The 21,031-nt window shown below is 61.4% G+C and carries 18 protein-coding genes and 4 tRNA genes; 17 read left to right on the plus strand and 5 right to left on the minus strand.

The features are described 5' to 3' along the window. Positions 1-82: 82 nt before the first annotated feature. Positions 83-1,909, plus strand: coding sequence for a glutathione-regulated potassium-efflux system protein KefC (gene kefC, locus OPV09_RS03090; RefSeq protein ID WP_338680508.1), 1,827 nt, complete (start codon positions 83-85; stop codon positions 1,907-1,909). 56 nt (positions 1,910-1,965) lie between these two features. On the opposite strand, the gene pepF is transcribed toward kefC, so the two are convergent. Together pepF and OPV09_RS03100 are read right to left on the minus strand one after the other, a co-directional pair. After that, positions 1,966-3,846 carry an oligoendopeptidase F gene (gene pepF / locus OPV09_RS03095; protein ID WP_338680509.1) on the minus strand — a complete coding sequence of 627 codons (1,881 nt, stop codon included), beginning with the start codon at positions 3,844-3,846 and terminating at the stop codon, positions 1,966-1,968. 147 nt (positions 3,847-3,993) lie between these two features. Further along, positions 3,994-5,322, minus strand: coding sequence for an amidohydrolase (locus tag OPV09_RS03100; protein WP_338680510.1), 1,329 nt, complete (start codon positions 5,320-5,322; stop codon positions 3,994-3,996). 196 nt (positions 5,323-5,518) lie between these two features. On the opposite strand from OPV09_RS03100, the gene OPV09_RS03105 reads away from it, so the two are divergent. Further along, on the plus strand, positions 5,519-7,216 hold the full coding sequence (locus OPV09_RS03105; protein ID WP_034753109.1) for a methyl-accepting chemotaxis protein: 1,698 nt from the start codon (positions 5,519-5,521) through the stop codon (positions 7,214-7,216). A gap of 53 nt (positions 7,217-7,269) precedes the next feature. On the opposite strand, the gene ttcA is transcribed toward OPV09_RS03105, so the two are convergent. From ttcA to OPV09_RS03120, 3 genes are read right to left on the minus strand one after another with little or no spacing between them, the layout of a single operon-like run. Beyond that, complete coding sequence (ttcA, locus tag OPV09_RS03110) at positions 7,270-8,223, minus strand: tRNA 2-thiocytidine(32) synthetase TtcA (RefSeq protein WP_413774559.1); 954 nt, start codon at positions 8,221-8,223, stop codon at positions 7,270-7,272. A gap of 5 nt (positions 8,224-8,228) precedes the next feature. Continuing rightward, positions 8,229-8,627 (minus strand): dihydroneopterin aldolase, encoded by a 399-nt coding sequence (locus tag OPV09_RS03115; RefSeq protein WP_046682033.1) that lies wholly within the window; start codon positions 8,625-8,627, stop codon positions 8,229-8,231. Between the two features lie 53 nt (positions 8,628-8,680). Continuing rightward, positions 8,681-9,469, minus strand: coding sequence for an SDR family oxidoreductase (locus OPV09_RS03120; RefSeq protein ID WP_338680511.1), 789 nt, complete (start codon positions 9,467-9,469; stop codon positions 8,681-8,683). A gap of 74 nt (positions 9,470-9,543) precedes the next feature. On the opposite strand from OPV09_RS03120, the gene OPV09_RS03125 reads away from it, so the two are divergent. The 15 genes from OPV09_RS03125 (at position 9,544) to rplL (ending at position 20,953) form a co-directional block, all read left to right on the plus strand. Then, positions 9,544-10,695: a class I SAM-dependent methyltransferase gene (locus tag OPV09_RS03125; RefSeq protein WP_338680512.1), complete on the plus strand. Its 1,152-nt coding sequence runs from the start codon at positions 9,544-9,546 to the stop codon at positions 10,693-10,695. Positions 10,696-10,844: 149 nt separating this feature from the next. Continuing rightward, positions 10,845-11,936 carry a J domain-containing protein gene (locus OPV09_RS03130; protein ID WP_338680513.1) on the plus strand — a complete coding sequence of 364 codons (1,092 nt, stop codon included), beginning with the start codon at positions 10,845-10,847 and terminating at the stop codon, positions 11,934-11,936. A 63-nt stretch (positions 11,937-11,999) separates the two neighbouring features. Then, complete coding sequence (locus OPV09_RS03135; RefSeq protein ID WP_070304557.1) at positions 12,000-13,595, plus strand: DUF3369 domain-containing protein; 1,596 nt, start codon at positions 12,000-12,002, stop codon at positions 13,593-13,595. Between the two features lie 133 nt (positions 13,596-13,728). Next, a complete protein-coding gene (locus tag OPV09_RS03140; protein WP_338680515.1) occupies positions 13,729-15,375 on the plus strand; it encodes a response regulator in 1,647 nt (548 codons plus the stop codon). Between the two features lie 232 nt (positions 15,376-15,607). Further along, a tRNA-Tyr gene (locus OPV09_RS03145) sits at positions 15,608-15,692 on the plus strand. Between the two features lie 62 nt (positions 15,693-15,754). Continuing rightward, a tRNA-Gly gene (locus tag OPV09_RS03150) sits at positions 15,755-15,828 on the plus strand. Between the two features lie 43 nt (positions 15,829-15,871). Then, positions 15,872-15,946 (plus strand) — tRNA-Thr (locus tag OPV09_RS03155). Between the two features lie 88 nt (positions 15,947-16,034). Continuing rightward, positions 16,035-17,225 carry an elongation factor Tu gene (tuf, locus tag OPV09_RS03160; protein WP_034753125.1) on the plus strand — a complete coding sequence of 397 codons (1,191 nt, stop codon included), beginning with the start codon at positions 16,035-16,037 and terminating at the stop codon, positions 17,223-17,225. 66 nt (positions 17,226-17,291) lie between these two features. After that, positions 17,292-17,367: transfer RNA gene (locus tag OPV09_RS03165), tRNA-Trp, on the plus strand. A 32-nt stretch (positions 17,368-17,399) separates the two neighbouring features. After that, on the plus strand, positions 17,400-17,783 hold the full coding sequence (gene secE, locus OPV09_RS03170; RefSeq protein WP_010394308.1) for a preprotein translocase subunit SecE: 384 nt from the start codon (positions 17,400-17,402) through the stop codon (positions 17,781-17,783). After that, positions 17,783-18,409, plus strand: a complete 627-nt coding sequence (nusG, locus tag OPV09_RS03175; RefSeq protein ID WP_034753130.1) for a transcription termination/antitermination protein NusG — start codon at positions 17,783-17,785, stop codon at positions 18,407-18,409. The genes secE and nusG overlap by 1 nt, the downstream gene beginning before the upstream one ends. A 115-nt stretch (positions 18,410-18,524) precedes the next feature. Next, on the plus strand, positions 18,525-18,959 hold the full coding sequence (gene rplK, locus OPV09_RS03180) for a 50S ribosomal protein L11 (protein WP_034753131.1): 435 nt from the start codon (positions 18,525-18,527) through the stop codon (positions 18,957-18,959). Beyond that, positions 18,959-19,654, plus strand: coding sequence for a 50S ribosomal protein L1 (gene rplA / locus OPV09_RS03185; RefSeq protein WP_034753134.1), 696 nt, complete (start codon positions 18,959-18,961; stop codon positions 19,652-19,654). The genes rplK and rplA overlap by 1 nt, the downstream gene beginning before the upstream one ends. Before the next feature lie 320 nt (positions 19,655-19,974). After that, complete coding sequence (gene rplJ, locus OPV09_RS03190; RefSeq protein ID WP_034753621.1) at positions 19,975-20,514, plus strand: 50S ribosomal protein L10; 540 nt, start codon at positions 19,975-19,977, stop codon at positions 20,512-20,514. A 67-nt stretch (positions 20,515-20,581) separates the two neighbouring features. Further along, on the plus strand, positions 20,582-20,953 hold the full coding sequence (rplL, locus tag OPV09_RS03195; protein ID WP_034753136.1) for a 50S ribosomal protein L7/L12: 372 nt from the start codon (positions 20,582-20,584) through the stop codon (positions 20,951-20,953). The last annotated feature ends 78 nt before the right edge of the window (positions 20,954-21,031 follow it).

Below are 21,031 nucleotides of genomic sequence, written 5' to 3' on the forward strand. Positions count from 1 at the left end.
GGCGTGGCGCGGCAGCCACTTCACGCTGGCGCGCCACTTCAGGCATGATGTTGTCTCATCCACACATCTGCCCGGAATCCGCATGGAACACCACAGCTTTCTCATCAACATACTGTTTTACCTGGTCGCCGCCATCATCATGGTGCCGCTGGCCAAGCGCCTGGGCATGGGCGCCGTGCTGGGTTACCTGGTGGCCGGCGTCGTCATCGGACCGTGGGGCCTGGGCCTGATCAAGAATGTCGAGGTGATCCTCAGCTTTTCCGAATTCGGCGTGGTGCTGCTGCTGTTCCTGATCGGCCTGGAGCTTGAGCCCAAACGACTGTGGCTGTTGCGCCGGCCGATTTTCGGTTGGGGCGGGGCGCAGGTGGGCGTCGTCAGCGCGGGGCTGTGCGCCGTGGCCATGGCGTTTGGCGTGGATTGGCGCACGGCGCTGGTCGGCGCGCTGGGGCTGTCGCTGTCGTCGACGGCCATCGTGCTGGCCACCCTGGGTGAGCGTAAATTAATGAGCACGCCGGCCGGTTCCGCCGGCTTTTCGATTCTGCTGTTCCAGGATATCGCCGCCATTCCCATGATCGCGCTGGTGCCGCTGCTGGGCGGCCTCGTCACGCATAGCGGCGAACCGGGCTGGCTGCGCGTGGCCAAGCTGGCCGCCGTGCTGGCGGCGCTGGTGATCGGCGGGCGCTTCCTCGTGAACCCCATCCTGCGTTTCATCGCCCGGACGGACTTGCGCGAAATCTTCACGGCCTTCGCCCTGCTGCTGGTGATCGCCATCTGCGTGCTGATGGAATCGGTGGGCCTGTCGATGGCGCTGGGCACCTTCATGGCGGGCGTGCTGCTGGCCGATTCCGAATACCGGCATGAGCTGATCAGCGACCTGGAGCCGTTCAAGGGGCTGCTGCTGGGCCTGTTCTTCATCGCCGTGGGCATGTCCGTCGATTTCGGCGTGCTGCGCGCCCAGCCCTTGCTGATCCTGGCCTTGGTGGCGGGGCTGCTGGTGGTGAAGATCGCCTTGCTGTACCTGCTGTCGAAGTTTGTCGATATTCCCCGCGGCCAGCAGCTGTTCTTTGCGCTGCTGCTGTCGCAGGGCGGCGAATTCGCCTTCGTCGTGTTTGCCGCCGCCGAGGCCGCGCACGTGTTTGCGCCGGAGACGGCCGCGCTGCTGGTCGTGGTGGTGACCCTGTCGATGGTGGCCACGCCCTTGCTGCTGCTGGCGCACGACAAATTCGTCGCGCCGCGCCTGCAGGGCGACAAGAAGCGCCGTCCCGACGACCATATCGAGGCGCAAGACAATCCCATCGTCATCGCCGGCTTCGGCCGCTTCGGCCAGATCATCGGCCGTCTGCTGGCGGCGAACAAGATCGGCGTGACGGTGCTCGATCACGACCCGGACCAGATCGAGCTGCTGCGCAAATTCGGCTTCAAGGTGTTTTATGGCGACGCCACGCGTGTGGATTTATTGGTGGCGGCCGGCATCGAGAAGGCCAGGGCGCTGGTGATCGCCATCGACAATGTGGAAGACAGTCTGGCCCTGGTCGACGCCGTGCGCCTGCGCCTGCCCGAACTGACGATACTGGCGCGTGCGCGCAACGTCACGCATTACTATGAATTGATGAAGCGGGGCGTGACCCTGATCGAGCGGGAGACGTTTGCCGCGGCCCTGCTGCTGGGCGAGCAGACCTTGCGCCAGGTGGGCTTCAGCGAGGAGCGGGCGCAGCGCGCGACCGGCATCTTTGGCCGGCATAACCTGAAGACCTTGCTGGAAGTGGCGCCGCACTTCCAGGACCAGCAAAAAGTCATGTCCCTCACGCGCCAGGCGCGCGAGGAGCTGGAAGACATGTTCGAAAGCGATGCGGCGGCGTTTGCGGCGGCGGAAGCTGAAATTCCGGGGTCAGACCCTCAACACCGCTAACGCAGAGGCTTGCGCCAACGCGCGTGGGGGTCTGACCCCAGCCTTTGCTTTTCGGGTTACTTCCCCCGCTTCGCTTCAATCGCCTCGATCTGGTCCATGATGCCGTTCATGCGCGCCACCAGCGCCTGGTACGGTTTCGGCGAGGCCAGGTCGACGCCGGCTGCCTTCACCAGCTCATACGGATAGGCCGAGCCGCCCGCACTGAGCATCTTCAGGTAGGCGGCCAGCGCGCCCGGTTCCTTGTCGAGGATGCGCTGCGCGAAATCCTGCGCCGCCGCGATCGAGGTGGCGTACTGGAACACATAAAAGCCGTGATAAAAATGCGGCACGTAAGCCCATTCGAGCGCGTAGGCGGGATCGATGGTCATGACGCCCTGCGCTTCGCCGTGGTAGCGCTTGAGGATGTCGGCATAGATGGCCGTGATCTCTTCGCCCGTCAGCGATTCGCCTTTGTCTACCTTGCCGTGGATGGCCGCTTCGAATTCGGCGAACATGGCCTGGCGGAAGAAGGTGCCGCGCAGGTTTTCCAGCGCCGCGCCCAGGTACAGCAGGCGCTCGTCGTCATCCTTGGCCTGCTTCAGGCGTGCGTCGAGCAGCAGTGCCTCGTTCGTCGTCGAGGCGATTTCCGCGACAAAGATGCTGTACGGCGCATAGATCGATGGCTGCGCCTTGTTGGCCAGCACCGAGTGCATGGCGTGGCCCCATTCGTGCGTCAGGGTGCTGACGGCTTCGTAGTTGTCCGTGTAGTTGAGCAGCACGAACGGATGCACGTCGTACGCGTCGCCATTCATGTAGGCGCCCGCCACCTTGCGCGGGCGCGGATACACATCCATCCAGCGCGCCTCCACCGCGGCGCTCAATGCCTTGACGTAGTCGGGGCCCAGCGGCGCGGCCGAGTCGAGCATCATCTGCTTGCCTTCGGCCAGCGGGAACGTGCGGTCGCTTTTCAGCAGCGGCGCATAGATGTCGTAGTAGGCCAGGTCCTTGACGCCCAGCATGCGCGCGCGCAGCTTGAAGTAGCGGTGCAAGGTGGGCAGGTTGGCGTTGGTTTGCGCGATCAGGGTCTGGTAGACGGCCGGCGGCAAATTGTCGGCGTCGAGCGCGGCGCTTTGCGAATCGGGATAGCGGCGCACTTTCGCATATGCGGCGTCCGTCTTCAGCTGGCCGTACAGGGTCTCGCCGAACGTGCGTTCATATTCCTTCCACTTGCCGAAGAAGGCGTCGAATACCAGCTTGCGGTCGGCGCGCTGGTCGTCGCCTCGGTATTTCGTGTAGGCCGCCTGGTCGAGGCGCACTTCCTTGCCGTCCGACAGTTTCACGGTGGGCCACGGGATTTCCGCATTGGCCAGGGTGCGGTAGACGCTGGCGGCCGAGCCAGTTGCCAGGCCGAACTGCGCCACCAGCTGTTCGCCGGCCGCGTCCAGCGTATGCGGCGCGCTGCGCAGCATGTTACTCAATTGAAAGCGGTACAGCTGCAAGCCCTTGTCCTTCGCCAGCATGGCGTCGATGCGCTTGCTGCCCAGGGCGAGGATCTCCGGCTGCAAAAAGGTCGTCGCCTGGCTGAAGTCGTTACCGAGCAGGGCGGCGCGCTGGTTCAGCTGGTTGCCCTTGCTGTCGCCCGTATCCTGGTCGTAATACTGCGCCGCATAGGTAGTGAGCGTGTTGACGCGCTTGCGCGCCTCGGCGTACAAGTCCAGGCAGCTTTTCAGGCGGGCTGGCGAGGTGCTCAACTGCCCCTTGCAGGCGCCCAGCTGCTGCAGCTGGGCCGACAGTTTTTTCGTGTCGGCGTCGAACGCGGCGTCGTTTTGATACAGCGCCGTCAAATCCCAGCGGTCGGCCTGGCGGTCGATGGGCGCAGGAGCGGCAAAGGCGGTGGAGAGGGCAAAGCCGAGGGCCAGCAGGGTCAGTACGGGGCGTTTGAGCGCGGTTGTCGGCATACAGTATCCATTCATGGTCTGGTTGCAAGGGATGCCGGCACAGGCGTGGCGGCAGACAACGAGCTTACTGCAGCAGGGGGATGAAGGAAAGCATTTCGGACAAGGTGAGGGTGGCGGGGAAGGCTGGCTTCCCCGCGTACGCCATGCTTACTGCTTCTTGCCCAGCAAATCGAGCAGGATCGACGTTTCCGCCGTGATCGCCGCCTTGATGGTCGGCTGGTACTCGGGCGCCCACTGCGGCGAGTGCGGGCCGGCCAGTGGTTTGCCGCTGGCTTTGGCCGCCGCCAGCTTGGACGGCTCCACGGCGCCGATATGCAGCAGTACGGCTTTTACGCCGGCCTGGCCGTAGTTGGCGAAGTCTTCCGACGTCATCTTGGCCGGCATTTCCGTCACATTGGCCGCGCCCAGCGATTTTTGCAGGGTAGACACCATGCGCAGGGTCAGGTCCGGATCGTTGTAGACGGCGTCCGTGCCGGGGCGAATTTCCACCAGCGGCTCTTTCGGCGCGCCGGCGGCAAACGCTTCACCCTTGACTTCACGCGCGATGCTGGCCAGCACGCGCTTGCGCACGGCGTCCTTGAAGGTGCGTACCGTCAGTTGCATGGTGACCTGGTCGGGCACGATGTTGGCCTGCGTGCCGCCATGGATGCTGCCCACCGTGATGACGACGGGATCCATCGGATTGTTTTCGCGCGAGACCAGGGTTTGCAATGCCAGCACGATGCGCGCGGCCATGACGACGGGGTCGCGCGTGTCGTGCGGCGCGGCGCCGTGGCCGCCCTGGCCGTACACGGTGATGCTGATGGTGTCGGCGGCGGCGCGGAAGTAGCCGGCGTGGTAGCCCACCGTGCCCGATGGCAGCGTCGCTTCATCGTGGAAGGACAGCGCGTAGTCCGGTTTCGGGAAGCGCGTAAACAAGCCGTCCTTGAGCATGGCGGCCGCGCCCAGCAGCGGCTCTTCGGCCGGCTGGCCCACCAGCATCAGGGTGCCGCTCCAGTGCTGGCGGTTGTCGGCCATCAGCTTGGCGCTGCCATACCAGGCCGACATGTGCACGTCGTGGCCGCAGGCATGCATCACCGGCACGGTTTCGCCGGCCGCGTTCTTGGCCACTGCGCTGCTGGCAAACGGCAAGCCGGTTTTTTCCAGCACGGGCAGGGCGTCGATCTCCGTGCGCAGCATGACGACGGGACCGGGACCGTTGCGCAGGATGGCGACGACACCCGTGCCGCCGACGCCCGTGGTCACGTCAAAACCGAGCGCCTTGACCTTCTCGGCCAGCTTCTTTGCCGTCTCGACTTCCTGGAACGCCAGTTCCGGATGGCGGTGCAAGTCCAGGTACAGGCTTTCGACGGCCGGGTAATTGGCTGCCAGCTGGGCCGCGATGGCGGGTGGCAGGGCCGCGCCGTGGGCGCTGGCGGCACAGGCGAGGGCGGCGGCGAAGGTGATTTGTTTCAGGGGGAATGCGGAAAATTTCATAGGTTTCTTTGAGAGACAGACGGGCGGACACGCACTGCGCGCCTGTGATTGCTGAGGAGACTTTTAACTTAACAAAAACATTTCTCAAAATCAATAAATCAGCTACATATATTTCAACAATGTATAATCTGCAAGATAAAAAATTCCATATGGAATTAAATATATCTTCGATGCACTTATTGAGAGAAAAGACACCATGGGCTTTATCGCAAATATCAAGATCGGCAAGCGCCTGAGCATCGGCTTTGTCCTGATCCTGGCAATGACCGTTCTGATTGCTACCGTAGGCGTGTGGCGCCTCAATGAAGTGGCGACGTCCACGCGCGCCATGATGGCCGAACCGCTGACCAAGGAACGCCTGATTACCGACTGGTATGGCTTGAACTTTGCCTCGATCCGCCGCACGGCCGCCATCGTCAAGAGCAGCGACCCGGCGCTGGGACCGTATTTCAAGGAAGACTCGGCCGCGTCCGTGAAGAAGGCGGCCGAATTGCTCAAGCAGATCGAGCCGCTGGTCGCGGGCGACAAGGAAAAAGCCCTGTTCGCCAAGATCCTCGAGCAGCGCAAGGTGTACAGCGCCTCGCGCGATGGCGCCGTCAAGGCCAAGGCCGATGGCGACGTGGAAGGCGCGGCGCACATCCTCGACACCGCGTTCACCCCGGCCGCCAAGGTCTACCAGGATTTGCTGCAGGAACTGGTGACCATGCAGCGCGAAAGCATCGATGCGACGGCCAAGCAGATCGACGCTTCCGCCGTGCATGACACCACCGTCATCAGCCTGCTGACCCTGTTTGCCGTGGCGTTCGGCGTGTTGTGCTCGTGGCTGCTGACGACGGGCATCACGCGTCCGCTGCGCCAGGCGCTGGCGCTGGCCGAAACGGTGGCCGCCGGCGACCTGACGCAGACTGTCGCCACGACGGCGAAGGATGAAACGGGGGCGCTGCTGACGGCCCTGGGCAATATGAACAACAATCTGGTCGGCATCGTCAGCCAGGTGCGCAGCGGCACGGACAGCATCGCCACGGCCTCGTCGGAAATCGCCGCCGGCAACCTGGACCTGTCGTCGCGCACGGAACAGCAGGCCGGTTCGCTGGAAGAAACCGCCTCGTCGATGGAAGAACTGACCAGCACCGTCAGGCAGAACGCGGACAACGCGCGCCAGGCCAACCAGCTGGCTATCGCGGCGGCCGGTATCGCCAGCCGCGGCGGCGCGGTGGTGGCCGAAGTGGTGGAGACGATGGGTTCGATCAACGAGTCGTCGCGCAAGATCGTCGACATCATCAGCGTGATCGACGGCATCGCCTTCCAGACGAATATCCTGGCGCTCAACGCGGCCGTGGAAGCGGCGCGGGCCGGCGAGCAGGGCCGCGGTTTCGCCGTCGTGGCCGGCGAGGTACGCAACCTGGCGCAGCGTTCGGCAGCGGCGGCCAAGGAAATCAAGGGATTGATCGACGATTCCGTCAGCAAGGTGGGCGTAGGCGCCAAACTGGTCGACCAGGCCGGCGCGACGATGGATGAAGTGGTGTCCAGCGTCAAGCGCGTGACCGACATCATCGGCGAGATTTCCAGCGCCAGCCAGGAGCAGACGCACGGCATCGGGCAAGTCAACCAGGCGATTACCCAGATGGACCAGGTGACGCAGCAAAATGCGGCGCTGGTGGAAGAGGCGGCGGCAGCGGCCGGTTCGCTGCAGGAGCAGGCGCATGGCCTGGCGCAAGTGGTCAGCGTATTCAAGCTGCGCGAGCAGCCAGGCTTGCTGCGCCGCCCGGCGCCACAACCGGCAGCCGCGCGTCCTGCGCCGGCGCCGCGTGTTGCCGCGCGCAGCATTGCCGTCAAGGCGAAGCCGCCGGCTCCCGCGAAAGCGCTGGCCGGCGACGACTGGGAAGAGTTTTAAGGCAGGTTAATACAGAAACGGCGCCATCGTCATGATGGCGCCGTGCGTCAGGGTCAGCCTTGCTGCAGCGGGATCGTGCCGAACGTCGTCGGCGTCGAACACGGCTCTTCGTCAAACGCGATGTCGCCCATGGGGTTGGCCACGCCGTCCGCCTTCAAGTCCTTGAAGCCGAACAGTTTCGGGTCCATCAAATGCGATGGCGCCACGTTCGACAGGGCCGAGAAGATGCTTTCCACGCGGCCGGGGAACTTCTTGTCCCATTCGCGCATCAAGCCCTTGATCTGCTTGCGCTGCAGGTTTTCCTGCGAACCGCACAGGTCGCACGGGATGATGGGGAAGCCCTTGACTTCCGCATAGCGCTGCGTGTCCTCTTCCTTCACGTAGGCCATCGGGCGGATGACGATGTGCTTGCCGTCGTCCGATTGCAGCTTGGCCGGCATGCCTTTCAGTTTGCCGCCGAAGAACATATTCAGGAAGAACGTTTCCAGGATGTCGTCGCGGTGGTGGCCCAGGGCGATCTTGTTGGCGCCCAGCTCGTCGGCCACGCGGTACAGGATGCCGCGGCGCAGGCGCGAGCACAGCGAGCAGGTCGTCTTGCCTTCCGGGATCAAACGCTTGACGATGCTGTAGGTATCCTGGTTTTCGATGTGGAAAGCCACGCCCAGTTCCGTCAGGTAGGCGGGCAGGATTTCCGGCGGGAAGTTCGGCTGCTTTTGATCCAGGTTGACGGCGACGATATCGAAGTGGATCGGCGCGCGTTCGCGCAAGGTCATCAAAATGTCCAGCAGCGCATAGCTATCCTTGCCGCCCGACAGGCACACCATCACCTTGTCGCCGTCTTCGATCATATTGAAGTCGCCGATGGCTTGCCCCACCAGGCGGCACAGGCGCTTGTGCAGCTTGTTGTTTTCCAGGGCGATCTTTTCCGCCTTCTTGCGCGCCAGTTTCTGCGCTTCCACGTTGGCCGGAATTTCCACGGCGGTTTCCATGACTGCGGTGTCGTTCATATTGCTCATGCTTCATCCTTGATCTTGAATACTTCCACGCCCACGCCTTCGCAGTCGGGATACACGTCCGGTTTCATGCTCGACACGCGCGCGGCGCGCACGCGCGGGTGGGCCAGCATGGCGGCGAGCACGTCGTCGACCAGGCTTTCCTGCAGCTGCACGTGGCCTTGCGCCATGCGCTTGGCGATGGTTTCGCGCATGAAGTCGTAGTCGACCACCTCTTCCAGCTGGTCATCCTTGGGCGTCGACAGGGCCAGGGGAATGTACAGGTCGACGTTGATGAGGACGCGCTGCTCGCCCTTTTTCTCGAAGTCGTAGACGCCGATGTTGATGAGGACTTCGTAATTGCGCAGGAACAGCCGGCGGCAATCGGCCAGGCGAGGGTGGGACAGGGCGGACGACATAGTTTTACCTTTTCGGGGATGCTGGAATGCTGGTTGTTCGGCAGGGCTGCTGATTATTTGGTCAAAAACATGACGTCGCGCGGCAAACCGATCAGATGCTGGCCGCCATCGACCAGCAGGGTCGTGCCCGTCAGCGCGCGCGCGCCGGCCACGTAACAGACGCAGTCGGCCACATCCTCGGGCGTGCTGGAGCGGCCCAGCGGCGTGTTTTCATGCGCCTTGGCAAAGTTCGCTTCCGTCTGCTCGCCGGAGACCATGGTGATGCCGGGGGCGATGCCCACCACGCGCACTTTCGGCGCCAGCGCCTGGGCCAGCATGGTGGTCGCCGACAGCAGCGCCGCCTTGGACAGGGTGTACGACAAAAAATCAGGATTGAGATTGTACAGTTTTTGATCCAGCAAGTTGATGACCACGGCTTGCCCGCCGCTTGGGGTGGCCTGATACAGCGCTTGCGCCAGCAGGATGGGAGCGGCCAGGTTGGCGTGCATGTGGGCGTCGAGCGCGGTGAAGGAAAAATTGCCGGCATTGTCGTATTCAAACAACGATGCGTTGTTGACCACGCAAGTCACTGGCCCCAGCGCCGCCTGTGCCTGCGGCAACAGCTGGCGCACGGCCTCTTCCTGCGCCAGGTCGCAGGGGAACGCTTGCGCGCGGCGGCCCAGCGCCGTGATTTCCGCCACCAGGCTCTGCGCTTCCTCGCGCGAGTCGCGGTAATGGACGGCGATATCCCAGCCGTCGCGCGCCAGGCCCAGCGCGATGGCGCGGCCGATGCGGCGCGCCGCGCCCGTGACGAGGGCGACGCGGGGAGTGCTGTCGAATGGCGTTGTCGTTGCTTCTGTCATGTCTTTGCTATGGTTGAGATATTCGGTGGACGCCACACTGGCGGCATGCGCCGCCGATTCGCTACAATGCGGGAATGTCTCTTCCCGCACCCGATAGCGACGCGCTGGCCGCGTCCCATGCCTTGCAGCACCAGATTGCCGCCGAAATCGCGCGCAATGACGGCGCCATTCCCTTTGTCCGCTTCATGGAGCTGGCGCTGTATGCGCCTGACCTCGGCTATTACAGCGGCGGCGCCGCCAAGCTGGGCAAAGATGGCGATTTTACAACCGCGCCGGAGATTTCGCCCCTGTTCGGCGCCACTCTGGCCCATGTGGCAGCCGCTATTATGGCGCAAACGGCCCCGCGCATCCTCGAATTCGGCGCCGGCACGGGCAAGCTGGCCTTCGATATCCTGACGGAAGCGGCGCAGGCCGGCATCGCGGTCGAACAGTATGCGATCGTCGAATTGTCCGGCGAATTGCGCGCGCGCCAGGAGCAGGCGCTGGCCGCCTTCCCGCAGGTGGTGTGGCTCGACGGCTTTCCCGACAGTTTCGAAGGGGCCGTGTTCGGCAATGAAGTGCTCGACGCCATGCCCGTCAACCTGATCAGCAAGACACCGGCCGGCTGGTGCGAACTCGACGTCAGCATTGCCGATGGCCAGTTCGTGTTTGTCGAGCGCCCGGCCGGCGCCGACGTGGCCGCGCAGATCGCCGCCCAGGTGCCCGGCGCCGATGATTTGCCCGTCGGCTATGTCAGTGAGATTCATGGCGTCGCCTGCGGTTTCATGCGCTCGCTGGCGCAGATGCTGACGAATGGCCAGGGCGGCGCGGCCGTGCTGTTCGATTATGGTTTTCCTGCACACGAGTATTACCTGGACTTGCGCGCCACGGGCACCCTGATGTGCCATTACCGCCATCACGCCCACGCGGAACCGTTTTATCTGCCCGGCTTGCAGGACATCACGGCCCACGTGGATTTTACGGCCATGGCGGTGGCGGCGCAGGATGCGGGCCTTGACGTGCTCGCCTACATGAACCAGGCATCCTTCCTGCTGGGCTCCGGTATCGGCGACTTGCTGCTGCGCACGGATCCCGAGCAGGTCAAGACGTACTTGCCGCAAGCCAGCGCCGTACAAAAGCTGGTGTCGCCGGCCGAGATGGGGGAATTGTTCAAGGTGCTGGTGGTGGGGCATCGCGTGGCGTTGCCGGAAGCGCTGTTGTCGAGTGACCGCAGTCACCGCCTGTAAGCGCCGGCAATATCAAGGCAGGGCCGTACCGCCCTGCAATTTCCTGTCCGCCGGTGGTTATTATCTTGTCATATCGTATATGATGACCGACACAGCACGGTTCCATCCTGCAAGAACCCGTCGCCGCGCACCGATTTCAAGATAGAACGATGGGAAAGATACATACACACTATGACAACCTGAAAGTGGCGCGCCTGGCGCCGCAGGAAGTCATACGTGCCGCGTACAAAGCCCTCAGCCAGAAATACCATCCAGACAAGAATCCCGGCGACGAGAAGGCCGCCCGCATCATGGCGATCCTCAACAGCGCCTACGGCACCTTGTCCGATCCACAACGCCGCAAGGAACACGACGAGTGGATCGCCGCGGAGGAGTGGGAAATCGAATGGCTGGAAAGCACCCACCACGAAGAAGGCAAGCACCGCGATGGCCGCGCGAAAGGCCATGCGCAATCGCATGAGCACGCCTGGGCGCAGGATGTGCCGCCGCCAAAGGGCAAGGCGCAGCGCGGCCTGCAGCCCATCTGGCGCAACTGGCGCTGGTGGCTGAGTTTGCTTGTCTGCCTGCTGCTGGGCTGGCTGGGCGCCTTGCTGATGCTCGATACCTCGCAACCCGTGCCGGCCGCGCTGGCCTCGGCCTGGAGTGGCCTGGCCCGCGATGGCGGCAAGGCGCACCCGGACACGGCAACGGCGGATAGCGTTGCCACGCCGCCGGCAAAAAACGAAGCCGTGGCCATCGATAGCTGGGCGGTAGGCAAGCCGTATGCGGCCGAGCCCGCGCAAGCGAAGGCGCCCGAGATCCGCGTGCTGGCCGTGGCGCAGCTGAGCCTGAAAGCCAGCCGGCCCGTCTGCGATGGTGCCAGCCAGGCCGAGTCGGCAACGCTGGTGGCGCCGAATGGCGAGCCTTGGCCGGCGCGGTCCGGCTATGTCGATGGCTTCCCGATCGGCAACAAAGGCGACGAACTGAGTTTGACCATCGATAACAGCGGCAACACGGCGCCCGTCTTCGTCAAGCTGTATGACCAGGAGCGGCGCTCGAATGTGCGCTACCTGTACATCCTGGGCAATGACAAGCTGACGGTGGAGCAGCTCAGCGCGGGCAAGTACGAAGTGCGCTACCAGGCCGTCGGGCCAGGCCAGGACAACTGCGGCGGCGCCCCGCGCAGCGGCGCGTCGATACCGGCGCCAGCGCCTGCCGCGGGAGAGGGCGGTACGCAGAATCCTGTTGTAAGCAGCATCTAATCTGATTATGCTTGATATGCGTCAACGCAGCGTCCACATCGAACTTATCCCTTAGGAGTATTCATGACCGACCTCAAAGCCGATGCAGATGATAACTGGCTGCTCGACGAAGATGAGCCGGTGGCCAGTCCCTCCGGGCTGGCCGCGCCCGACCAGCGCCTGTGGCGTGTGCTGATCGTCGATGACGACGTCGATGTGCATGCGGTCACGCGGCTGGCGCTGCGCAATGTCAGTTTCAAGGGCCGCGAACTGGAACTGTTTTCCGCCTACAGCGGCCGCGAAGGATACGAGATCCTGCGCGACACGCCCGATATCGCGCTGGTACTGCTCGACGTGGTGATGGAAACGGATGACGCGGGCCTGATCCTTGCCAAGCGCATCCGCGCCGACCTGAACAACTCCATCGTGCGCGTCGTGCTGCGCACGGGCCAGCCGGGCCAGGCGCCCGAGCAGCGCGTCATCATCGAATACGATATCAACGATTACAAGGCGAAGACGGAACTGACGACGCAAAAGCTGTTTACCACCGTCATTTCGGCCCTGCGCGCCTACGAGAGCCTGATGATGCTCGAGCGCAGCCGCATCGGCCTGGGCAAGATCCTCGCCGGCGCCACCAATCTGTACCAGATCCATTCGCTGCGCGAATTCGCTTCCGGCGTGCTGAACCAGGTCAGCGCCATCCTCGACGTGGGCGCCGATGGCGTGCTGTGCCTGATGCAGGGAGGCGCCGGACGGCCCGAGGTGGTGGCCGCCACGGGCACATATGCCGTGCTGGCCGAATCCGAAGCGATGCCGGCGGATCACGCGCTCACGCCCACCATCGACAAGGCGTTCGCGGAAAAGCGCAGCCAGTTCGAGCATCCCGCCAACGTGCTGTTCATCCACACGGAAGGCAACCGCGAACTGGCCATCTCCGTTACGCCGCCGTGGCCGCTGGCGCAGATCCAGCGCGATCTGCTGGAAGTGTTTTGCCAGCGCATCGCCGCCGCCTTCGACAACCTGTACATGTTCGGCCAGCTGCGCAAGGCGCAGGAAGCGACCGTCGTGGCGCTGGCCGACCTGGCCGAGTTCCGCGACAGCGACACGGGCGGCCACGTGCGGCGCGTGCAGCTCTTGTCCGACGCCATCGCCCAGCGCATGCAGCAGCGCGGCGCGTATGCCGACGAGCTCAGCCCGCAGCTGCTCGACATGATCGGCCTGGCCAGCATCCTGCACGACGTGGGCAAGGTGGCCACGCCGGACGCCGTGCTATTGAAACCAGGCAAGCATACGGACGAGGAGCGCACGCAGATGCAGCTGCATGCCAGCGTCGGGCGCACCATCCTCGAGCGGGCCGCCAACATGGTCGACGGCGTCAGCTACCTGACCTATGGCGCGCAGATCGCCGGCGGCCACCACGAACACTTCGATGGCGCCGGCTACCCGAATGGCCTGAAAGGGCGCGACATCCCCGTGGCCGCGCGCATCGTTGCCGTGGTCGACGTCTTCGATGCCTTGCTGCATGAGCGGCCCTATAAGGAGCCGTGGCCGTATCCGCAGGTGCGCGAATACATCGAACAGCGCAGCGGCAGCCAGTTCGATCCGGAAGTAGTGGCGGCACTGCTGGACCTGATCGACAACGAGCCGCAACTGTGGCATCCGGAGCACGCCACGGCTTGAGCAGCAACTTCGTTGGCGCTTTTCGGCCCGCCGCCATTCCCTTGCGCGCAACGCCGTCATATACTCGGCAGCCTCATGCTGGCCGGCGCCACGCACCAGTGTGGCGCGCCGCGGAGTTTTCGGACATCACGACATGAAAGAACTCAAGGGCCTCAGCGCACTGATCATCGAACCGCATCCGGGCATGCGCGCCAGCCTGCACAATATGCTCAACCTGTGCGGCCTGGCGAAGATCGACGACGCGGCCAGCTCGGGTCAGGCGATCCGCATGCTGGGCAGCAAATCGTATGATCTGATCCTGTGCGAATACGACCTCGACGGCGGGCAGGATGGCCAGCAGATGCTGGAAGACTTGCGCCACCACAAGTTGATGCACGCATCGACCATGTTCTTCATGGTCACGGGCGAAGGCAGCTTTGCCAAGGTGGTCAGTGCCGTCGAGCTGTTGCCCACCGATTACATCCTCAAGCCATTCACCGCTGACAACATGCTCGAGCGCATCGGCCGCGCGCTGGACAAGCGCAATGCCTTCGTGCCCGTGTATGAACTGATCGACGTGGGCAACGAGCGCGCGGCGATCGCCGCCTGCGCCGAGGGTGCCAGCCTGTATCCGCGCTACGCCACGGATTTCCTGCGCCTGCGCGCGGAATTGCATTTGCTGCTGGGCGAGGCGGGCGACGCCGAGCCGATCTACGCAGCCTTGTACGAGAGCAAGTCCATCGGCTGGGCGCGCCTGGGACAGGCCAAGACGCAGTTCCTGCTGGGCGAATACGAAGCGGCGCAGGGCACCCTGGAAGGACTGCTGGAAAACAACAAGCGTTTTCTCGACGCCTATGACTGGCTGGCGCGCACGCACTTGGCGCAAGGCAAGCCGGAACTGGCGCAGGCGGCCCTGAGCGAAGCGGTGGCCCTGTCGCCGCACGCCGTGCGCCGCTTGCGCCGCCTGGGCGAGGCGGCCCTGGCGGCCGACGATATCGAGATGGCGGAAAAATCCCTCAAATTGGTGGTCAGCAAGGCCAAGTATTCGGAATTCCGCGATCCGGAAGACCATGTGCGGCTCGTGCAGACCCTGGTGCGCAAGGGCGACCCGCTGCAGGCGGGCGCCGTGATCCGCGACCTCGACAAGTCGATGGGCGGGCAAAAGAATGCGGAACTGTGCAGCGCCCTGTGCAGCGCCATGCTGCATGCGCATACGGGCAACGAAGAGCGCCTGCAGCAATCGCTGGACGCGGCGCTGGCCGCCAACCGCCACAGCGTGGGCGGCTCGAACATACTGAAAACCGAACTGGCGCGCCACTGCCTGGCGCATGGGCGCGAGGATGGCGCGGCCGAGGTGATGCGCGAAGTCATGCGCAACGCGCCCGACAGCGCCGCCATGACGCGCGCCATGGCCGTGTTCGAACAGGCGGGACGCGAAGAGCTGGCCAAGGCGCTGGCGCGGCAAAGCCGCCAGGAAGTGGCCGACATGGTGGCGGCCGGCGCCGCCCGCGCGGGAGAGGGCGATTTCCGCGGCGCCGTCGACCTGATGGGCGAGGCCGTCACGCGCCTGCCCGATAATCCGCAAGTAGTCTTCAATGCGGCCGTGGCCGTGCTGAAATGCCTGGAGCACGAGGGCTGGGATGAACGCATGGGCCAGCAGGCGCTGACGTTTATCGCCGGCGTGCGCCGTTTGGACCCGCGCAACCCCAAATTGCCTGTGCTGTCGGGCCTGCATCAGCAGTTGTTGCGTAAATATAAGCCCCTAGGCAACTCCTGGATGCATCCGCCGGACGCCAGGTAAACAGGAAAATGCGGGGCGAATGACGGAAAAATGCGGCTTGCGGGCAGGGATGGTAAAAAAAATGCGAAAAAAGTCGACTTTTTCGCGCCAACCCTTGCACATTCTCAAATCGGGAGCTTATAATCACGCCCCGAAGCAGCCAACTTCTTCTTTATACGCAAATGCAGCAGTCAGGCATCAGTAAATAAGGTTGACAGTTGTGAGTAGATGCTTCATACTCTGCGGTTCCCGCGGAGGGGTGGCCGAGTGGTTAAAGGCGACAGACTGTAAATCTGTTCTCTATGAGTACGCTGGTTCGAATCCAGCCCCCTCCACCAAGTTTTTGCAAGGAAAACTGGGTAGTAGCAAAAAGCAAGTGAAGAAAAGTGAACGATACCTCGCGGGTGTAGCTCAATGGTAGAGCAGAAGCCTTCCAAGCTTACGACGAGGGTTCGATTCCCTTCACCCGCTCCAGTTTCCGTTCAGATGCTTGATGCATCGCATGCAACAAATTACAGCCCTTGTAGCTCAGTGGTAGAGCACTCCCTTGGTAAGGGAGAGGCCACGTGTTCGATCCACGTCAAGGGCACCAGAATTCGCAGCAGGCAGCACAGAAGCAATTCAAACCAGACCGTCGGGCGTGTGCCTGAGCAATCTAATCAAATCATTAGGAGTTCAAAATGGCAAAAGGTAAATTCGAACGGACCAAGCCGCACGTCAACGTCGGCACCATCGGCCACGTCGACCACGGTAAAACCACGCTGACCGCTGCAATCGCAACGGTTCTGTCGAAGAAATTCGGCGGCGAAGCTAAAGCATACGACCAGATCGATGCAGCACCAGAAGAAAAAGCGCGCGGTATCACGATCAACACCGCCCACGTCGAGTACGAAACGGAAACGCGTCACTACGCGCACGTTGACTGCCCAGGCCACGCCGATTACATCAAAAACATGATTACCGGTGCAGCCCAGATGGACGGCGCGATCCTGGTGTGCTCCGCAGCTGACGGCCCAATGCCACAGACCCGCGAACACATCCTGCTGGCCCGCCAAGTTGGCGTTCCATACATCATCGTGTTTCTGAACAAGTGCGACCTGGTCGACGACGCAGAGCTGCTGGAACTGGTTGAAATGGAAGTGCGCGAGCTGTTGTCGAAGTACGAATTCCCAGGCGACGACCTGCCAATCATCAAAGGTTCGGCACGTATGGCGCTGGAAGGCAAAGAGGGCGAAATGGGCGTTGACGCAGTGCTGCGTCTGGCCGATGCGCTGGATGCTTACATCCCAACGCCAGAGCGCGCTGTTGACGGTGCATTCCTGATGCCAGTGGAAGACGTGTTCTCGATCTCGGGTCGCGGTACCGTTGTGACCGGTCGTATCGAGCGCGGCATTGTCAAAGTCGGCGAAGAGATCGAAATCGTCGGTATCACCGATACCGTCAAAACGACTTGCACCGGCGTGGAAATGTTCCGCAAGCTGCTGGACCAAGGTCAAGCTGGCGACAACGTTGGTCTGCTGCTGCGCGGCACCAAGCGTGAAGACGTGCAACGTGGTCAAGTTCTGGCCAAGCCAGGCTCGATCAAGCCGCATGCACACTTCACCGGCGAGATCTATGTTCTGTCGAAAGACGAAGGCGGCCGTCATACGCCATTCTTCAACAACTATCGTCCACAGTTCTACTTCCGTACGACGGACGTGACTGGTTCGATCGAGTTGCCAGCAGACAAAGAAATGGTCATGCCAGGCGATAACGTGTCGATCACCGTCAAGCTGATCAACCCGATCGCGATGGAAGAAGGTCTGCGCTTCGCTATCCGTGAAGGCGGCCGTACCGTCGGCGCCGGCGTGGTTGCAAAAATCCTCGCATAAGGAAATGTTATGCTTCCACCCGGGGCGTCCTGGGTGGTAGAATAGCACTCCTCGAAAGTTTTACGTAGGGACGTAGCTCAATTGGCAGAGCGTCGGTCTCCAAAACCGAAGGTTGGGGGTTCGATGCCCTCCGTCCCTGCCACCGTCAAGGTGCAGGGCACCGAAAGTAGAAAAATGTCAAATCAATCCGTGCAAACCGTTAGCACGTCGAGTGACAAGATAAAAGTCGCGCTGGCAATAGTGGCTGCGATTGCAGGAGTAGTCGGGTTTTATTACCTGGCAGGCCAACCAGCTCTGGTGCGTGCAAGCGCGCTTGTGGCTGGTTTGGTTATTGCTGTTGCGCTCTTGTATGTCTCGACGACCGGCCGTGAATTTCTCAATTTCGCCAAAGAAGCTGTGCGCGAAACCAAGAAAGTCGTTTGGCCTACCCGCAAAGAAGCCACGCAGATTACTGCGATCGTGTTTGCCTTTGTGCTGGTCATGGCGATTTTCCTGTGGGGCACGGATAAATTGCTCGAGTTTTTGTTGTATGACGTAATTCTTGGTTGGAAAAAATAATGAGCGAAAATGTGCATGATGAAGCGGCGGACGAGTCCGTTCCGGGCGACGCTCCGGTAGCGGACACTGGTGCAGCGCTGAGCGTGCCAGTCAGCAGCAAGCGCTGGTATGTCGTGCATGCTTATTCCGGCATGGAAAAAAGCGTCATGCGCGCACTGACCGAGCGCATCGAGCGCGCGGGCATGCAAGACCAGTTCGGCCAGATCCTGGTGCCGATCGAAGAAGTTGTTGAAGTCAAGAATGGGGTGAAGTCCGTCACCGAACGTCGTTTCTATCCTGGCTATGTGCTGGTTGAAATGGAAATGACGGACGAGAGCTGGCACTTGGTCAAGAACACCAGCAAGGTTACCGGTTTCATTGGTGGCAAGTCGAACAAGCCGACGCCGATCTCCGCGCGCGAAATCGACGGCATCATGAAGCAGATGCAGGAAGGTGTTGAAAAGCCCCGTCCAAAGACCTTGTACGAAGTGGGCGAGCAAGTTCGCATCAAGGATGGTCCGTTCACCGACTTCAACGGCAATGTCGAAGAAGTCAACTACGAGAAATCCAAAGTGCGCGTCTCGGTCACCATTTTCGGCCGCGCTACCCCGGTAGAGCTCGAATTCGGCCAGGTCGAAAAAGTTTAAGTATTATCAAGCGCCACCAGGAGCGTCGCAGCGGTCTCAGCGAAATCCGGTCAGAGGAGCCCCGCCAGGGTAGGATCGGCGGGGCGCTACTACTCAATCCAAGATAGGAGCCATCATGGCAAAGAAAATCATTGGTTTTATCAAGCTGCAAGTTCCAGCTGGTAAAGCAAACCCATCCCCACCAATCGGTCCAGCTCTGGGTCAACGTGGTCTGAACATCATGGAATTCTGCAAGGCCTTCAATGCACAGACCCAAGGTCTGGAGCCAGGCATGCCGATTCCAGTCGTGATCACCGCGTTCGCTGACAAGTCCTTCACATTCGTGATGAAGACGCCTCCAGCAACCTACCTGATCAAAAAAGCTGCTGCGATCACCAAAGGTTCGCCGAAGCCACATACCGACAAAGTCGGTACGCTGACCCGCGCACAAGCTGAAGAAATCGCTAAATTGAAAACCCCTGATCTGACCGCTGCCGACATGGATGCTGCTGTACGCACCATCGCTGGTTCCGCTCGTTCGATTGGTATCACGGTGGAAGGTGTTGTATAATGGCTAAGTTATCCAAACGTATCAAGGCTTTGAAAGCCAAAGTCGACCGTACCAAAGTGTACGCTTTCGACAACGCTGTCGCTCTGATCAAAGAGTGCGCAACGGCCAAGTTCAATGAATCGATCGACGTATCGGTACAACTGGGTGTTGATCCTAAGAAATCCGACCAAGTGGTGCGCGGCTCCGTCGTGCTGCCAGCTGGTACCGGCAAAACCGTACGCGTGGCAGTATTCGCGTCGGGCGAAAAAGCGGAAGCTGCTAAAGCAGCTGGCGCCGACATCGTTGGTATGGAAGACCTGGCTGAGCAGATCAAAGCCGGCGACATGCCTTTCGACATCGTTATCGCTTCGCCAGATACCATGCGTATCGTTGGTACCCTGGGTCAGATCCTGGGCCCACGCGGCATGATGCCTAACCCGAAAGTTGGCACTGTTACTCCTGACGTCGCTACCGCCGTGAAAAACGCGAAAGCCGGTCAAGTTCAGTACCGTACCGACAAATCCGGTATCATCCACGCTACCATCGGCCGTAAATCGTTCGCTGACGCAGATCTGAAGTCGAATCTGGTCGCACTGATCGACGCACTGAACAAAGCCAAGCCAGCATCGAGCAAAGGCGTGTACCTGCGCAAAGTTTCGCTGTCGTCGACCATGGGCGCTGGCGTCCGTGTTGACCAGGCTAGCCTGGCAGCTTAAGTAACAGAATCAAGTCCTGTAGCGCCTTCGGGCGCTGCGGGCGCATCTTTGGGCTGTCTGCCCGGTGTTCGCACCAGGCAGGCAGACAATCAAAGACCGTTGGGCCGACTGCGATCGCACATGCAGAAGGTTAATAGGCTTGCCGGCAACGGCAAGTGCCCAACGCAGATGGTGTACCCGAACAAGTTTTGTAGTCCTCATGCTGCGTGAATTCATCCGCTCAGTTTAGTACTTCTTGACTTCGGACGCCGTGTTCGAACCGATGCAAGGCGCTCAACCACTCGGTTGTGATTGCCGAACATCATTTAAGGAGGTTGACCGTGAGTCTCAATCTGAATGACAAAAAGGCCGTCGTCGCCGAAGTTTCCGCACAAGTAGCAAATGCGCAAACGATCGTCGTGGCCGAATATCGTGGCATCCAGGTTGGTCACTTGACGCAACTGCGTGCTAAAGCGCGTGCCCAAGGCGTGTACCTGCGTGTGTTGAAAAACACTCTGGCTCGTCGCTCCGTTGAAGGTACCGCATTCGCCAGCCTGGCAGATGCCATGACCGGCCCGTTGATCTACTCGATCTCGGCCGATGCCGTTGCAGCAGCTAAAGTCATCGCTGACTTCGCTAAAACCAACGACAAACTGGTCATCAAAGCAGGTAACTACGCAGGCAAGCCGCTGGATACAGCTGCTGTCACCGCGTTGGCGAGCATTCCTAGCCGTGAAGTCCTCATTTCGCAGTTGTTGGGCGTTATGCTGGCTCCGGTTTCGGGCTTTGCACGTGGTCTGGCTGCCCTGGCAGCGAAAAAAGGCGAAGGCGCCGAAGCTCCTGCAGAAGCAGCAGCAGAAGAAGCCCCAGCAGCCGCTTAATTGCGCGCGCTTTTTTCTCTCAGTACCAATCTGATGTAACTAACGTAATAAATTTAGGAGTTTCAAAATGGCAATTAGCAAAGACGATATCCTGGAAGCAGTTAGCGCCATGTCCGTAATGGACCTGAACGACCTGGTTAAAGCATTCGAAGAAAAATTCGGCGTGTCCGCAGCAGCGATGGCTTCGGCCGGTCCTGCAGCAGGCCCAGCAGCAGCTGCTGAAGAACAAACCGAATTCAACGTCATCCTTGACACCTTCGGCGCAAACAAAGTTGGCGTTATTAAAGCAGTTCGCGAAATCACCGGCCTGGGCTTGAAAGAAGCTAAAGACCTGGTCGATGGCGCACCAAAAACTGTGAAAGAAGCAGTGTCGAAAGCTGACGCTGAAGCAGCACAGAAGAAACTGGTAGAAGCCGGCGCAACCGCTTCGATCAAGTAATATCTGTACCGGCGGCAGTTAGCGCCCGAGTCAAAGTCTGAGGTTTCCCCTCGCAAGGGGGGAAATCCGACTTTGGCT

Origin of the sequence: Janthinobacterium sp. TB1-E2, assembly GCF_036885605.1 — a bacterium.
GTDB classification, from domain to species: Bacteria; Pseudomonadota; Gammaproteobacteria; order Burkholderiales; family Burkholderiaceae_D; genus Janthinobacterium; species Janthinobacterium aestuarii.

What these genes read in the sequence shown, in the direction of transcription:
- OPV09_RS03125 (WP_338680512.1), top strand. Translation starts at nt 9,544, where the DNA reads ATGTCTCTTCCCGCACCCGATAGCGACGCGCTGGCCGCGTCCCATGCC.
- OPV09_RS03100 (WP_338680510.1), bottom strand. Translation starts at nt 5,322, where the DNA reads ATGAAATTTTCCGCATTCCCCCTGAAACAAATCACCTTCGCCGCCGCC.
- nusG (WP_034753130.1), top strand. Translation starts at nt 17,783, where the DNA reads ATGAGCGAAAATGTGCATGATGAAGCGGCGGACGAGTCCGTTCCGGGC.
- OPV09_RS03135 (WP_070304557.1), top strand. Translation starts at nt 12,000, where the DNA reads ATGACCGACCTCAAAGCCGATGCAGATGATAACTGGCTGCTCGACGAA.
- OPV09_RS03140 (WP_338680515.1), top strand. Translation starts at nt 13,729, where the DNA reads ATGAAAGAACTCAAGGGCCTCAGCGCACTGATCATCGAACCGCATCCG.
- tuf (WP_034753125.1), top strand. Translation starts at nt 16,035, where the DNA reads ATGGCAAAAGGTAAATTCGAACGGACCAAGCCGCACGTCAACGTCGGC.
- OPV09_RS03130 (WP_338680513.1), top strand. Translation starts at nt 10,845, where the DNA reads ATGGGAAAGATACATACACACTATGACAACCTGAAAGTGGCGCGCCTG.
- kefC (WP_338680508.1), top strand. Translation starts at nt 83, where the DNA reads ATGGAACACCACAGCTTTCTCATCAACATACTGTTTTACCTGGTCGCC.
- OPV09_RS03115 (WP_046682033.1), bottom strand. Translation starts at nt 8,627, where the DNA reads ATGTCGTCCGCCCTGTCCCACCCTCGCCTGGCCGATTGCCGCCGGCTG.
- rplL (WP_034753136.1), top strand. Translation starts at nt 20,582, where the DNA reads ATGGCAATTAGCAAAGACGATATCCTGGAAGCAGTTAGCGCCATGTCC.
- OPV09_RS03120 (WP_338680511.1), bottom strand. Translation starts at nt 9,469, where the DNA reads ATGACAGAAGCAACGACAACGCCATTCGACAGCACTCCCCGCGTCGCC.
- ttcA (WP_413774559.1), bottom strand. Translation starts at nt 8,223, where the DNA reads ATGAACGACACCGCAGTCATGGAAACCGCCGTGGAAATTCCGGCCAAC.
- rplK (WP_034753131.1), top strand. Translation starts at nt 18,525, where the DNA reads ATGGCAAAGAAAATCATTGGTTTTATCAAGCTGCAAGTTCCAGCTGGT.
- rplA (WP_034753134.1), top strand. Translation starts at nt 18,959, where the DNA reads ATGGCTAAGTTATCCAAACGTATCAAGGCTTTGAAAGCCAAAGTCGAC.
- pepF (WP_338680509.1), bottom strand. Translation starts at nt 3,846, where the DNA reads ATGCCGACAACCGCGCTCAAACGCCCCGTACTGACCCTGCTGGCCCTC.
- OPV09_RS03105 (WP_034753109.1), top strand. Translation starts at nt 5,519, where the DNA reads ATGGGCTTTATCGCAAATATCAAGATCGGCAAGCGCCTGAGCATCGGC.
- secE (WP_010394308.1), top strand. Translation starts at nt 17,400, where the DNA reads ATGTCAAATCAATCCGTGCAAACCGTTAGCACGTCGAGTGACAAGATA.